Source organism: Neorhizobium sp. T7_12 (genome assembly GCF_002968535.1).
Lineage (GTDB): Bacteria > Pseudomonadota > Alphaproteobacteria > Rhizobiales > Rhizobiaceae > Neorhizobium > Neorhizobium tomejilense.
Genome location: NZ_PVBK01000020.1, coordinates 52720 through 67373, shown reverse-complemented (window position 1 = coordinate 67373; position 14654 = coordinate 52720). Strand labels below are relative to the sequence as shown.

Annotated in this window: 12 protein-coding genes; 4 read left to right on the top strand and 8 right to left on the bottom strand. The window is 58.5% G+C overall.

Annotated elements, in window-relative coordinates; translation table 11 throughout:
- Positions 1 to 21 precede the first annotated feature (21 nt).
- Positions 22 to 951 carry a LysR family transcriptional regulator gene (locus C5J26_RS27615; RefSeq protein WP_105404675.1) on the top strand — a complete coding sequence of 310 codons (930 nt, stop codon included), beginning with the start codon at positions 22 to 24 and terminating at the stop codon, positions 949 to 951.
- On the opposite strand, the gene C5J26_RS27610 is transcribed toward C5J26_RS27615, so the two are convergent.
- Positions 945 to 2372, bottom strand: coding sequence for an aldehyde dehydrogenase family protein (locus C5J26_RS27610; protein ID WP_105404674.1), 1428 nt, complete (start codon positions 2370 to 2372; stop codon positions 945 to 947). The two genes, C5J26_RS27615 and C5J26_RS27610, sit on opposite strands and share 7 nt — an antisense overlap.
- 529 nt (positions 2373 to 2901) lie before the next feature.
- On the opposite strand from C5J26_RS27610, the gene C5J26_RS27605 reads away from it, so the two are divergent.
- Positions 2902 to 4218, top strand: coding sequence for an FAD-binding oxidoreductase (locus tag C5J26_RS27605; RefSeq protein ID WP_105404673.1), 1317 nt, complete (start codon positions 2902 to 2904; stop codon positions 4216 to 4218).
- Between the two features lie 323 nt (positions 4219 to 4541).
- Here C5J26_RS27605 and C5J26_RS27600 read toward each other — a convergent pair whose 3' ends face one another.
- The 3 genes from C5J26_RS27600 to C5J26_RS32910 form a co-directional block, all read right to left on the bottom strand.
- A complete protein-coding gene (locus C5J26_RS27600; RefSeq protein ID WP_105404672.1) occupies positions 4542 to 5387 on the bottom strand; it encodes a GNAT family N-acetyltransferase in 846 nt (281 codons plus the stop codon).
- A 475-nt stretch (positions 5388 to 5862) separates the two neighbouring features.
- Positions 5863 to 6339 (bottom strand): Lrp/AsnC family transcriptional regulator, encoded by a 477-nt coding sequence (locus C5J26_RS27595; RefSeq protein WP_105404671.1) that lies wholly within the window; start codon positions 6337 to 6339, stop codon positions 5863 to 5865.
- A gap of 312 nt (positions 6340 to 6651) precedes the next feature.
- Positions 6652 to 6840 (bottom strand): hypothetical protein, encoded by a 189-nt coding sequence (locus tag C5J26_RS32910; protein ID WP_172723943.1) that lies wholly within the window; start codon positions 6838 to 6840, stop codon positions 6652 to 6654.
- A 343-nt stretch (positions 6841 to 7183) separates the two neighbouring features.
- On the opposite strand from C5J26_RS32910, the gene C5J26_RS27590 reads away from it, so the two are divergent.
- Positions 7184 to 8056 (top strand): GNAT family N-acetyltransferase, encoded by an 873-nt coding sequence (locus C5J26_RS27590; RefSeq protein WP_105404702.1) that lies wholly within the window; start codon positions 7184 to 7186, stop codon positions 8054 to 8056.
- 560 nt (positions 8057 to 8616) lie between these two features.
- On the opposite strand, the gene C5J26_RS27585 is transcribed toward C5J26_RS27590, so the two are convergent.
- From C5J26_RS27585 to C5J26_RS27570, 4 genes are all read right to left on the bottom strand, one after another.
- A complete protein-coding gene (locus tag C5J26_RS27585) occupies positions 8617 to 9954 on the bottom strand; it encodes an aspartate aminotransferase family protein (RefSeq protein ID WP_105404670.1) in 1338 nt (445 codons plus the stop codon).
- A gap of 67 nt (positions 9955 to 10021) precedes the next feature.
- Positions 10022 to 11146 carry a phosphotransferase enzyme family protein gene (locus C5J26_RS27580; RefSeq protein ID WP_245437495.1) on the bottom strand — a complete coding sequence of 375 codons (1125 nt, stop codon included), beginning with the start codon at positions 11144 to 11146 and terminating at the stop codon, positions 10022 to 10024.
- A 164-nt stretch (positions 11147 to 11310) separates the two neighbouring features.
- A complete protein-coding gene (locus tag C5J26_RS27575; RefSeq protein ID WP_105404668.1) occupies positions 11311 to 11979 on the bottom strand; it encodes a haloacid dehalogenase type II in 669 nt (222 codons plus the stop codon).
- Between the two features lie 686 nt (positions 11980 to 12665).
- Entirely contained in the window at positions 12666 to 13262 is a 597-nt protein-coding gene (locus C5J26_RS27570) for a TetR/AcrR family transcriptional regulator (RefSeq protein ID WP_105404667.1), read from the bottom strand.
- A 103-nt stretch (positions 13263 to 13365) separates the two neighbouring features.
- Here C5J26_RS27570 and C5J26_RS27565 point away from each other — a divergent pair, with 103 nt between their 5' ends.
- Positions 13366 to 14442: a trans-acting enoyl reductase family protein gene (locus C5J26_RS27565; protein WP_105404666.1), complete on the top strand. Its 1077-nt coding sequence runs from the start codon at positions 13366 to 13368 to the stop codon at positions 14440 to 14442.
- Positions 14443 to 14654 lie beyond the last annotated feature (212 nt).

Below are 14654 nucleotides of genomic sequence, written 5' to 3'. Positions count from 1 at the left end.
GTTTGCTTCAGGTCTGGATTAATGCTGACATCCGACGATCTTGCCTTCTTTTCGGTCGTCATAGGATCGAAATCGCTGGCCGAAAGCGCGAGAAAGCTTAACGTTACGCCTCCGGCGGTGACCCAGCGCTTGCGCGCGCTCGAGGAGAAAGTGGGGGTCCGGCTGATCGACCGCTCCGGGCGACGACTTCTCCTGACGGAAGAGGGCTCGTTGGTCGCGTCACACAGCGTGATCGTCAGCGAAGCCATTGATGCGCTGGCTGAGGCGATAGCTGACCGGAGGGGTGCCGTTCGCGGGCATCTCCGGGTCGCGGCACCACATGGATTCGGACGGCTCTACGTCGCACCGGTCGTGGAAGCCTTCGCTCGAGAACACCGGGGCGCGACGGCGACCCTTCAGCTGTCGGACCACCCGATTGCTCTGCTCGTCGAGAGCTATGACGTTGTCGTGCACATCGGTGGTCCGGGACATCTGGACCAGGTCGTGACGACATTGGCACCCAACCACAGGATTCTCTGTGCAAGTCCGAGTTACCTTGCCTCCGCACCGCCGATTACAGCGCCCGCGGATCTTGCTCAACATCGCTGTCTGGCGGTTCGGGAGAACGATGAGGACGTGACATTGTGGCGCTTCAAAGGACCACGGACTGAAACCGCGACTGTGCGGGTCAATCCCGTCATGTCGAGCAACGATGGTGCCGTTATACGGGATTGGGCGCTGGCCAGCCAAGGGATCATGATCCGATCCGAATGGAACGTGGCAGAAGATCTCGCCGAGGGACGATTGAGGCAGGTACTCCCCAACTGGAAGCTTCCGTCGGCCGATATCGTCGCCATGCTCGGCTCGCGGCACGGGCGCAGCGCCCGAACTGCCGCGTTCCTGACGATGCTTCGTCAGTCGTTGAAGCCGCAGCCCTGGCGGGCGGACCGCGCCGCGTCGCCGCGTCAGTAGCCGAGGATGGACTTTGTCTCGAGATATTCCTCGAGCCCGTGAACGCCATACTCACGGCCGTTGCCTGAATGCTTGTAGCCACCGAACGCGGCAGCCCCGTTCCAAGCTGGATAATTGATATGAATCTGGCCGGCACGGATCCTCGCGGCAGCCCGCCGAGCCCGCTCCGGATCCGAAGATTGCACATGCGCGCCCAATCCATAAACGGTGTCATTGGCAATCCCAATCGCGTCGTCCTCGTCCATGTACGGCATGATCGAAAGCACGGGCCCGAAGATCTCCTCGCGAGCGATGCGCATGTCGGACGTGACCTTGGAAAAGATCGTCGGCTGCGTGAAAAAGCCCCTGTCGAGGCCCGCCGGACGCCCTAGCCCGCCGCACAGCAGCTTGGCGCCGTCGTCGATTCCCGCCTGGATCATAGCCTGCACCCGCTCAAACTGGGCACGATTTGCGATCGGTCCCATGCCGGTTGCCGGATCGAGCGGCGCGCCGACGGTGATGGCACGCGCAGTTTCGCTGGCTAATTCCTCCACTTCGACGAGCCGATGCGCTGGTACCAGCATGCGCGTTGGGGCGCTGCATGACTGGCCGACATTTCGCATGCCGGCCAGGACCCCCTTTGATACCGCCTCGCTGAAATTTGCGTCATCGAGCAAAATGTTGGGCGACTTGCCGCCGAGTTCCTGGACTACCCGCTTCACCGTCGGTGCAGCCGCCTGCGCGACGAGTACCCCTGCACGGGTCGACCCGGTGATGGAGATCATGTCAACCTCCGGATGACTCGCGAGCGCTGCGCCGACGCTCTCGCCAGTGCCGTTCACCAGATTGAATACCCCTGGCGGCGTACCGGCGTCGTGCATCAACTGGGCAAAAAGGAGGGCGCTGTAAGGCGACAGCTCACTTGGCTTGAGGACGATCGAGCATCCAGCGGCGATCGCTGGGGCTACCTTCGCGGTGATCTGGTAGAGTGGCCAGTTCCAGGGCGTGATCAGCGCGCAAACTCCGATCGCTTCCTTGGCGGTGGCGGTGTGCCCATCGATCGTCACGAAGCGGTATTTCTCGAGCACCTCCATCTGGACACGAATGTGTTCGGCAGCGAAGGGAACCTGGGAGGCTCGCGCGAAACTGATTGCGGCCCCCATTTCCATAACGAGCGCTTCCGCGAATATCTCCGCTCTGTCCTTCAGGAGCGAATGCATCCTGCCGAGCAGACCGAGCCGTTCGGAAACCGACGATTGAGAGAAGCCGGGGAAGGCTTTACGCGCCGCTGCAACCGCCAAGTCGACGTGATGAGCGCTTCCCGCGGCGATATGCCCAACAACCAGCTCCGAGGAGGGATCGACGACAGGCAGGCGGGCAACACCCGCAAATTCCTGCCATTCTCCGCCAATGAAAAACTGGCTTTCTCTTTCGGTCACCATGGTTCACCTCGCATCACGACTATGCGGCCAGTCCGAGCCACCGGTGGAAGATGCCTGAAAGGGCGCCACGATGGCAATTCATGTCGTCTGAATCGTTGCTTAAGATGGGCGTTAACAAAGGGATCACCGATCTCCTGTGACAGAAAATCTGCTGACCGAGTTGTTTCGGTTGGAAACATCGCCGCATCACGCTCGGCTACCGCTGAGCTGAAGTGCTCCTGAGACTGGACTGGCGAACCCTTGCGAAGCCGAGGGCAAGCATGCGTGGTTTATGTTGTAGCAGGTCCAGGGTGCGTGAACTCATTGATATGGAAGGTTTTGATTGTTTCGGTCTCATTCAGCAGCTGATGCGCCGGAGCGGGGCCAAAACGTCATTTTCTTCCGTATCACACCGATATCCAACATTAACTGTCCCGACATCCGCAGTCATCTGAAGCTGCGTGCCGACTATCCACCCACAGGGTCTCGTTGTTCGGCGGGTTTCGGATGCAGCGCCTCCTGCGCATACCACACAATGTGAGTGACAAGCATGTCTACCTTGAAAGCGCCCTTCTTCAGCGATGATGCCGTTGCCAGCCCCTTTTGGTGGGACGAGGCCCGCCCGGACGGAGCCAATGCCGATGATATCCCCGCCTCCACCGAGGTCGCAATCATCGGCGGCGGCTTCACCGGCCTCAACGCTGCGCTTGTTCTTGCACGGGCTGGCAAGCAGGTCACTGTCTATGACGCTGACGCACCGGGCTGGGGTGCATCTTCGCGCAACGGCGGGTTTCTAGGACCCGGCTGGGCCTTCTTCGATACGGCGATGACCTCTTTTGGCGTAGATATGGCTCGACGCGTCGTCGAGGAGAGCTTTCAATCGCTGCAATACGTCAAAGATGTTGTCGCAAGGGAACAAATCGACTGCGACCTCAAAGTGGTCGGATATTTCAAGGGAGCAATGACCCCGCGTATCTACGACAGGCTGGGCGCCAACATAGAACGCATTCGCAAGGTGCTCCCATGCGATGCCTATATGGTTCCGCGGGTGGACCAGCATAAGGAAGTCGGTTCCGAACTTTATCACGGCGGTGTCGCGATGCCTGGTTATGCTGGGCTTCATCCAGCAAAATACGTCAAAGGCCTCGCAAGGGCTGCCCAGCGCCTGGGCGTGCGCGTGTTCAGCAACGCGCGAGTAAGCGAACTTCAGCAAAAGGCTGGTGCTTTCAGTTTCAAAGTTCAGGGTCGAGATGTCACGGCAGGCCAGGTTCTGATCGCGACGAACGGGTACAGCGGCGCGCTGTTGCCCTATCTGAAGCGGCGCATCATCCCCGTGGGCAGCGGCTTGGTTGCAACGGAACCGCTGCCACCAGAGCTCATGAGAAAATTGATGCCGAAGCAGCAGATGCTTGCCGGCAGCCAGAGAGTTGTAACCTATTATCGCCCTTCACCTGATGGAACTCGGATCATCTTGGGTGGACGGGTCCTCAACATGAGCGGCACACTAGAAAGCAACACCAGGAACGCAACCTATCTTCGCAGCCTGCTGGTCAACATCTTTCCGGAATTAAATGCGCGCAAAATCAGCCACTACTGGCACGGCCAGTTGGGGTTCACCTTCGATCATTTCCCACACATCGACACCATCGATGGCATGTATTTCGCCGGCGGCTACAACGGTACAGGCGTCGCGCGCTCCAGCTGGCTTGGCGGTAAAATGGCCAACAAAATGCTCGGCAATGATCAGGGCAAGACCGTTTATAGCGAACTCAGCTTTGAGACCCGCCCTTATTACAACGGGAAGCCATGGTTTCTTCCCTTGGCCGTTTGGTACTATGGGATGTTGGACAAATGGGACCAGCGGTGACCGCATCCGCTGAACGCCGGTCTGGTCTTGATACTGCGCGGCACCGGGCATCGTTTTAGCAACCCGAACGAAACCCTTGTTGGCCGCGCATGTCTCGCTAGATCTTCACCTAGCCCGTCTTGCCAGCCACGGCAAACATGGGTGCTTGTTCAGAGAAGCTTGCGCGCATGGGACCAAGATTGCCTGGAACACCTCAGACGAACGCTGCGTCGAACTGCCCGATGGCTTTACCGCCACAAACGGCACAGAGCTGATGGTAGTATCGGCTCAAAGACCACCTCCCGACGAAGTCTGCTCGGCAGCAAAGCTTTGAGGCTGCGCAGCTAGCAAAACGACTGGTTTGCCACCGCATACATTCGAGCGGGGGAAACAGGCTCCGGTGCACTTCCCCGCACCATGGACACGGCCTCACCAACAAGCTGCAAGCCAGAACTCTGGAGCCAATCGCTCAACCCCTCCTGGGCATAAACGTCGATTCGAACAAATTGGCCGGCTAGGTTGCCAAGATGGGCAACGATCAGGCGCTTTGCGTCGGCAGCACAGTTGGCCGCAACGGGTCCGATCACATAACCACGACCGAATTTTCGCGCGATGGCATATCCGACAAATTGTCCATCCTGGATGATAACGAGCGTATCGCCGACATCGGTAAGCGCGCTCACCAGTTCCTGTCGAGGCATGCCGATTGCTAGCTGATCAAAAGTCTGGATGGCCGCTAAGTCTTGGTCATTGGCGGGGCGAATGTCCGCGTGAAGCTCGGTGTCTGGTGCAGCGGTCAACATGCCCTGATGCCGCAGGACCTTGCCCCAAGGCAGGAAGCCGCGGCGCTGATAGAGCGGCAGCCCCTCTTCGGTCGCGTTGAGCAGGACGTTTCGATCCTTGGTCGCTTCCAGTAAAGCGTTGAAAAGCCGGGAGCCTTGACCGCCACCTTGAACCTTCGTGGTTACGATGATCATTCCGGCGGTGGCATAGTTGGCGCCATAGCACCACCACAGCGCTGTTCCGACAACCTCGCCGCCGCGTTCCAACACGAAACCCTCCCCCCGACTGGCAGCGAATTCCCAATCTTCCAGGCCGTAGGGCCAAGAAAACTCCTGAGAAAGATTCAGCGCACCCTTTAGATGCCGAGGTTCAAGTTTGGAAAGGGTGATATAGTTGCTATCTTTCATTTAATGGCTTCCGCTAATTGGGATTTTGCCGTTGGCTCTGTTGTTCGAAAGGGCGAAAATGCCTTGTGATTGTCATCGCAAAAGCCCAAGTTTCCATGCTTTTTAGGCGCTCAATTCAGTGACTTCATGCGGTTTTAAGTTGCTGCTCGACGTTTCCTGTGTCGCATTGCTGCCTGAACGCTACTAAGGACACGTCGTTCGGCTAAGGAGACCGTCAAGGAGCTGCATGGCGGCCTCGGCTTACGTTGCAGATCCGCAACCCGTTTCGTCAGCACGCAATGTGCGACCTCACCGGCTGCTTCCGGTGGTTGCGCGACGTTCGAACACGGGAGAAGCCCCGCTACTGGGAGGTGACGCAGCAACGGCTACTGGCAAGGCTCACCCGGCACTGAATCCACGTTGGCGGCGTCCCAGGACATCGCGGGTGAGCCTGACCCCGCCGGCCTCAGGCTCGCCAAAAGTGATCTCTGCAGGCTCAATCGTGAAACAATGTCTTGAGGGGTAGATGATGCTTGATGAAAGGCGATTTCATCACAATGAAGCTGAAATATTTGTCTATACCGATTTCTGCTGTAAGCAGGCGCTCCATCAGCTCCTGATAGTCGCTGATGCTGGCGGTGACAAATTTTATCAGGTAGTCGTAGCCACCAGAAACCACATGGCACTCGATTGCTTCTTCGACCTTCTCGATGGCCTGTTGAAATCGGGAAAAGTCGTTGTGGCGGTGATTGCTCAACGTGATTTCGGTGAAGATGGTGACCGACGGGCCAAGCTTCGCCAGATCTATATGAGCCGAATAGCCGGTAATGTACCCCAACTGCTGTAGCTTTTTGACGCGCATAAGGCACGGACTGGCCGATAGATGCACGAGGTCCGCAAGCTCGACATTTGTCAGCCTGCCATTGCGTTGCAACTCATGCAGGATCCGGATGTCGATACGGTCAAGCTTCACGTCCGTTCCCTTGCTGTTTTCTCTCGGCTTCGTTTTCCGATGCCGAATAGTCACCCGCTGTCGCCGAAACCTCTGCGTCACCTATGCCCAGGTTCACCGATTCATATACCTTAAGTTCGAGTAGCCGCCCAACATGTTCGAGTTGCATCGGGTACCATTGTCATAGAATATCCGCTCGCTCTCACCGAGTTGGGGTGCAAGCTTTGATTCTGGCCCTCGAGGGTTGGTTTTCATACCGATCGCTCTATGGCCTCGCCCAACGAAAGTACATCCGGAACTCATGCGCCGGCGGGCTTCAGAACGAGATTTTCGTCAGATGCGGACTTTCGATGTTCCGACGACATGGCGCACATCCCGCACATGCATGCATGAGCTGTCAGTTGCTCCTTCACGCTGATAGCGGCTGAGGCGAAAAAGTTCCAGCGCTCTTGCTGCAGCAGCGAACGGAAACTTGAGGGACGAACGAATTCGGCGCCGGTTCAAGCCAAGCGGATCGAGCATGGTATCGTCACCGTCAAAATTGGCATTGCCCTGAACATGCCTCGCAGTTTTTTTACATCACGACGCCGCCACATAGTTGCTCCTCGAAAAGCGGGCTTAGTCATATTGCACCCGGCTAACAATGTGATCTTGATCGACAGGCTAGCCGTGACGGGGAAGGCTTCTGTGCGGAATGGCGTTGACATTCGGCAAAAGATATCGAACAGCATCCTCGGATGCGGTTGATCCTGCTGGCTTGCGGGCGCCACTATGTGGACGGTGACAATCGTTCTGGCTTTTTTGACGGGACCGGCTCTTGTTCCCTCGCAAGTTCGCCCGATCTGTCAAACACAAAGGAGTCGAAGTGGCAAAATCGGTTCGCGTGAAGTCCTTTGATTTGGTCGCGCAGGACATCGCCGAAGTTGACGTGCAATTGCTGCATGGGCTCTCGATTGGCGTCGGTTGGCCTCACAGGCCTGCGGATTGGGAATTCCTGCGACGCGTAGGACAAGGCATCGTCGCCGTCGATGGGATCGGGCGGGTTTTCGGCAGTGCGATGTGGTTTCCTCAGGGCGAGGATTTCGCCACCGTCGGAGTAGTCATTACGACCCCCCGCGCCCAGGCTCATGGCGCCGGTCGGTGGCTGATGGAGCAGGTGCTGGATCGTTGCCAAGACCGAAACCTCAGCCTGAACTCGACGAGAGCCGCTTACCCCATGTATGTCTCGCTTGGATTCGAAACCGAGGCAACGGTCTTCCTGCACCGTGGCATCGTTTGCGCGCTACCAGTGCTGCCAATCTTAGATGGAACGTTGAGTGAACTCCCGGCCGCCCGTATCAACGAAGTAACTTCCTGCGACACCGAGGCGTTCGGAACCGAGCGCGCGCGACTCCTGGCGCAGCTGTCAAAGGGGGCGGTGACTTGTGTACTTCGACGCGGTGGCGTGGTCGTTGGGTATGCCATGCGTCACAAATTTGGACCTGGTCATGTAGTTGGTCCAATTGTCGCTCGAAACGATGAGGATGCGATCCACCTCGCCGCGTGGCATCTGAATTTGCTGAAGGATCAGCACACGCGGATCGACACGCGAGAGGAAGGGCCTTTCGCGAATTTCGTAGAGCAGTGCGGTCTCGCTGTTTCCGAAACGACGATAACAATGTCTAAGGGCAGGAGGTTTCTGAACCGGTCGGAGAATGGCCCATGGGTTTACGGATTGGCCGGTCACGCACTGAGTTAGTCGAAGGCCAGCTGCCAGTCACACCCGTGCCACTTGTCTCACCACCACCTACTTATTTGGGCGCCATGGCGGACACATTCCTTATTCGGAGGCCAACGAAACGATGCTTTGTTCGATCAGAGCTCGTTGAACGCCATCCATAATTTGCCAGCACACGGCCCGGCGAGGTCGAACCGCTGTTTGGAACCCGGGGCTTTGGTGGCTCGCGCCGGGGGTCGAGCGGGCCAGAAAGCCGCGCGTGGATGGGTGCGCGTTGTTTTATTCTCGCCGGAGATAGTTTCACTAGTGCAGGTCATTTGACGACTCTCAGAAGCTCTGAGTTGACGGGTCCCTCCGAGAGGCCTGTGGGTTCTCCGCATCGAGCCGCGCGGACAGCATCCACGCCCCGCGCCGGGCAGTCTCCATCGAACCCATCGATCAGCGATGCGCACTGCATCGCGGCCAACAGCCCGTAGGCGCCACAGCGCTCTCTGACTACAGCCCGGATTTGACGTACTGCCGCAACTAGAATCCCGCAGTCGCCGTCTCGGCGCGGTCGAAGGAAGGGCAACTGCTCTCGGTTACGAAGCATAGCCTGCTACCTTGCTGAGGGCGCGCTCGAACGATGCAAGGAAAAGGTCGGCATGCTCTGCCTGGCAAACGAGCGGTGGGCGCACCTTCAGGGAATCCTCGTTGGCTCCCGTCGTGCTAACCAAAACGCCGTCGTCCCGCATTGCGTTGACCAAATCTAAAGCCATGGTGCGCCTGGCTGTTGCCGGTGCGCTCTCATGTCCAATGTCGATGCCGAAGAAAAGGCCAGCGTTTCGGATTGCGCGGATCGTGGAGGTCTGCTGCTCGATCTTCTCCAGTCCAGCCCGGAGATGCTGGCTCATGGAAAGTGCTCTTCTGGGGATCTGGTCACGCTGGAGGATGCTGAGCACGGCGTCCGCCGTCGCAATCCCAATGGTATTTCCTGCGAAGGTGTTTGAGTAGCGGGAGGTGGTACCGAATTGCTCCATTGGCGCCTTGCGACCAACGACAGCACCGATTGGAAATCCATTGCCCATGGGCTTGCCGAGAGTGACGAGATCCGGAACAATCCCGTGCCTCTCAAAACCCCACATATGCTCGCCAGTTCGGCCAAAGCCGGGCTGGACTTCATCGGCGATGACGAGACCACCTGCGTCCCGCACCGCGGCAACGCCGCTGGCAATGAAGCCAGCTGGATCTACCCAGACGCCATCGCTGGAAAAGATGCTATCGAGGAGCAGCGCTGCAACACCAATGCCCCGACGGTTCAGATCCGCGATGGCCGAGCGGATTTGTGCTTCGAAAAAATCGGCAGCTTGGCCGTCCGGGACGCCTGCTGGCCCGGGTATCGACACCATGCGCACGAACGGGCTGAGCTTGACAGCGTCGCCCAAGTTCGGGGAGACCGCGGCGGTCGCAGCGCTGGTGCCGTGATACGCATGGGTGGACACGATCACCCCTTCGTTGCCGCTCGCAAACCGCGCAATACGCAGGGCCAGATCGTTGGATTCGCTTCCCGTACACGTGAAAACCACCCGGTCCAGCCCACTTGGGAAAGTATCGACCAATCGCTCGGCATAGTCGATGAGCTTTGGCTCAAGATAGCGCGTGTTGGCGCTTATCCGGCCCGCCTGCTCAGCCATTGCGGCGTTTACTTCTGGGTGACAGTGGCCGAGAGATGGCACATTGTTGTAGAAATCGAGGTAGCCTCGGCCGTCTGGGTCGTAGAGCCACATGCCTTCACCTCGAACGAAATGCACAGGCCGACGGTACTGGAGCCGGTAAGAGGCCCCAAGAACTGCATCACGGCGCGCAATCAACTCCGACTCGCGTCTGGGAAGATCCGCTTCGCCGGGCCTGTAACGATTTGGCATGAGATCTGTGGACATGTGCTTCTCCCTGTTGCGAGGTAGCTTGATCAATTTCCGGGCGTCCGTCGGGCGAGCCAAGAGGACGTTACGGCCGCGACAACGACACCGCAGCGAGGACTGCCGACTCGCCCGCTGCAACGCCGAGAGGTCTCAGGATGGCAAGGCCCCGCTCGGCACGCGCAACATTTTTTTTGATATACTGGGCGTCGGCTGGAAAAAGATGGGATCGCCAATAATTGACCAGAAGCAGTGCGCTTTGCCGCGCCCGCATCAGTCCAACGAGCAGTTTTGCTTCCAGCGCCGAAAGTGGAGTGACGGAGGCATAGCCGGCAATAAGATGCTCGGCTCCGCCCAAAGGAAGGGTCGGATCCCTTACGACGTGGCTTGCGCCGATCGCCAGATCCTGGATCCTGGGGCTCCAGCAGCCGTCACCAAAATCAATGAATCCCATTTCCTGACCGGTCACCATCATATTGAATGGGCTGGGATCATTGTGGACTACCTGCCACGCCACATTCGAGATTTGTGGCTCGACGAACTCCACATAATCCGCCATCGCTATGCGCACGCAATCAGCGGTGAGCCCGGGTGGGAGGTATTGCTCCAGTTCGATCAAATGCGGCCAGCAGCCGAGCTGCCAAAGTATGGGACGGTGGGCCGCGGCCACACTGACCGGTTCAAGCGCTAAGTCCAGGCGAGCCAGAGCGTAGCCGGTTCGAAAGAGCAGGTCGGGAGTTGGCGTCGCCTGGTGCAACGGAATGCCATCAATCCGGGTCTGCAAATATCCGCATACTCCGTCCTGGTCAAACATCAATCCGCCATTGCTCGTGCGGAGCACCTCGGGTGCAATAAAGCCCGATGCCCCTTGTAGTTCGGATAAGGCCGCTGTTTGAAAATCAAAGCTGTCGACCGCCTCCGGTCTCATCGACGTCTTCAGGATCAGCCGGCGGCCGTCCGCCAAGTTCACCGCAACTGTGCGCTCGACCTCCGATGACAATGGCACAATCGATCCTGTCAATCCGTAGTGGCGCTCCAACAGTGCCCCCGATATGTCAGGCTCGCAGCTCGGCGGCACGGCCAACATTGCCGCGGCAGCGCGAAAATAGGCTTCAGTTGAGGCTACCGAGCAAGGTAAATGGTCGCCTTTCGCTGGCATGGAGCCATTGAATTGACCTGTTCCATCGGCGAGGAGATCACGAGAAGCACCCAATTTGAAGAATCCTCGTCCGTTGGGGAGGGTTGTTCTGACGCTGCGAGATCAAACGCTCCAGCGAGAACCCGCGAAGTTGCCTGTCTTGCAGCGTTCGGAAAGCTCCGCCGGCTACTCCCGGAATGGGCGCGTGCTTTGCAAGAGGCCACGCCCATTGCCGACCTTCAAAGCCCGAAAACGCCTGGCAGATGCTTCACATCAGGGATCTCGGTGTATTCGTAGAAGGGATTGGCTGGTTCATGGCCTCTGTTAACCCAGACCTTGCTCTTGATCCCCAAATCATAGGCAGACATCAGGTCGTGGCGGAAAGATGAGGAAACATGCGTGATGTCCTGCGGACCACAACCCAGCATATCGAACAAATATTCGAACGCCCTCAGGTGCGGCTTGTAGGCACCCGCCTGCTCGGCGGTGTACACAGCATGAAATGGCGCGCCAAGCTTTGCCACGTTGGACGGAATTTGGGCGACCATGGAGTTCGAAAGGATAACCAGCGGAATTTCTTTGGCCAGTTTCGCCAATCCCTCGGGCACGTCCTGATGTGGGCCCCAGGTCGGGATGCGGCTATAGATCGTCTGCGCGTCTTCGTCAGCGAATGGGACGTTGTTGCGGCGACATGTGCGCTCCAAGGCGTTGTGAACGACATCGGCATAAGGCTTCCAGTCCTGCAGCACCTCATCCACGCGGTAGGCTTGGAAATTTTTGATGAATTCAGCCATGCGCGGACCATCCAAAAGATGACCGAACAGATCCTTGGCGGCTTCTGCCATTTGGAAGTTGATCAGCGTGCCGTGACAATCGAACGTCACGTATTTCGGTCGGAAGACATCCATGTGCTTGGTTCCTGTCGCTTGTCTAACGGACCGACGATAGGCGCATGCCTGAGGTAGAATGTGCCGAAGTGCACAGGGATTCGGTAGAGGCGTCCTCCATTGAGTGAGAACCAGCACAACCTTCCGCTCCCGTGAATCACGCAAGCCTACACGCCCGATGGGCACAACGAGCCGAAACGCGCCGATTTCTTCCGCACATTAAGCTTGTGCGCATCACCCGGATCGAGAGGAAAGTGAACGAAGTATGCGAACTACCCTCAATCAGAGCGACGCTCTCCGCTCGGGCAATGGCCCCGAAGGCTATCTGCCAGAGGAAGGCATCGTAAACGACCTGATCGTGACGCTCGCAAACAAGCTCGCCCCCATTGCGTGGCAGTCTTACGAAAGGGATGTCATTCGAGCGAACATACGGCGCCGCTCTGGCCTGAGACGGTCGGCTGAACCTATAAGCAGTCCATGATGTTTGCGAGAAGGAAAACAGCCTGACAGTTGACCGGCGTCCGGAAAGCCCAGCAGTGGAAATGGGTCATGGAAGCCGTGTTGATTATTGAGGCTCCGGATGTGCGGAATTCACCGTGGCCACGGCATTACCGTGAGACCGCACACGTTGAAGCAGACTGCGCAGGAACTGAAAAAGCTCCTGCAAACACGGCGGGCCATCCCATGCTCAACAGTTCTGAGTTCAATCAGTCGTGACTGGCCGCGATCAAAGCATGGGCAGCATCGCGGAGCAAGCTGGTTGCCTCCCCGGGTTCAAAGACCTGCATGCTGACAAAGGCGCCGTTGATCAGGACCGCAAGCTGACCGGCAAGCCGGTCGGGTGCGGCAACCGCGAGCGCCTCGGCTATGGTCTTCAGGCGTCGCCGCAGCTCGCGCATGTGGGCCTTCGCGACCTTGCGAGCAGGATGATCCGCTTCTGGAAACTCGGCCGCCGTATTGATCTGTGGGCAACCCCGGTAGTGGTCCCGTCCGACCCGCTCGCCGATCCATTCGAGATGGGCGTCGAGTTCGGCTGCGGCATCGTCCGGATGCTGTTGCCTCACCTGCTCCCAGGTGCACCAGAAATCCAGGTCCTCGCGCTTGAGAAAAGCGGCGATCAAGTCGTCCTTCGTACCGAAATGGCGGTAGAGGCTGGTTTTGGCGACGCCGGATTTTTCCACCACCAGGTCGACGCCGACAGCGCGCACGCCACGCCGGTAAAAGAGCTCCGATGCTGCCTCAAGAATTCTGTCCCGGACCTCTTTCGTACCGGATGCGGGAGGGTTCGCTGTGTTCTTTGCCATGACTCGATCTCCAATATCCCCCTTGTAGCAGAAAGCTACTTGACGCGCTACAGACCTGTATGTTTTGGTAGCAACGGACCGGTCTGTAGCGAAGGAGAGAGCGATGACCATTGATCAAGCTGATATCATCAGGACACGACAGCCCGTAGCGGTCATAGGTGCGAGTGGCCATACTGGCCGATTTGTCGTCGCCGAATTGTTGCGGCGCGGATCCAAGCCGATCGCCATCGGCCGGAGCGGAGCGCGGCTGGCGGAGGCTGGCTTTTCCGAGCTGGGTATCGAACGCCGTGAAGCTGCAGTGGAAGACGACGCGGCGCTGGACCGAGCCCTTGCCGGGGCGGCGGCGGTCATCAACTGCGCCGGACCGTTCATGGATACGGCCGACGCTGCGGTACGTGCCGCGTTGCGAGCAGGCATCCACTATCTGGACGTGACGGCAGAGCAGCCCAGCGTGCAAACGACGTTCGAGCGCCACGAGATTGCGGCCCGCGATGCAGGAGTCGTCGTCATACCCGCAATGGGCTTTTACGGCGGCCTGGCCGATCTGCTCGTCGCAACCGTTATGGACGAATGGGATCACGCCGACGCCATCGAAATCCACGTTGCGCTCGACAGCTGGCTCCCCACAAGGGGGACCCGCGTGACCGGAGAAAAGAACACTGCGAAGCGCCTTGCCATCAGCGGCGGCCAGATGGAGCCAGTCCATCAACCACCTATGGAAAAGGTATCCGTCCTACCGGCCCCGTTCGGCCGGCAGACCTTCGTCGAGCTTCCCTTTTCGGAAGTACCACTCATCGCCCGTCACGTCCGGACGAAGGAGCTGCACACCTTTCTCAGCACGACCGCGCTTCGGGATCTACGCGATCCGGCCACGCCTGCACCGCAGCCTGTCGATGAAACCGGACGTTCGGCGCAGCGCTTCGCCGTCAAGGTCGTCGTCACGCAAGGAGCCCTTCACCGCCAGATCGTCGCACAGGGCCAGGACATCTACGCCGTCACGGCGCCGATCATATGTGAAGCGGTCCAGCGCATCCTGTTGGGCAACATCCTCAATATCGGCGCGAACCCGCCGGCCGTGATTTTCGATGCTGCCAGCTTCCTGCGTGCGCTGGACCCGCATCTGTCGATCGAGACATTGGAAATGTCGGCTGTGACAAGGGGCCCGCTTTATGAGGGATAGGATCGCTCTATTTTTCTAGTCACTCGTCAAGGAAAGAGTCCCCGAGATTGGTTGGCGTTGGTAGTTCGCCGCACTCCAATCGTGATCGCCGCAGTGCGATTGGATATTTTTCCGAGATCGCTCTCGCGATGACCTTGGAAAAAGCGTCGTCAACAGTTCACGACGCCTGGCGACGACGGTGTCGAAAACGGGACCGGAGGAGATGTCTATCC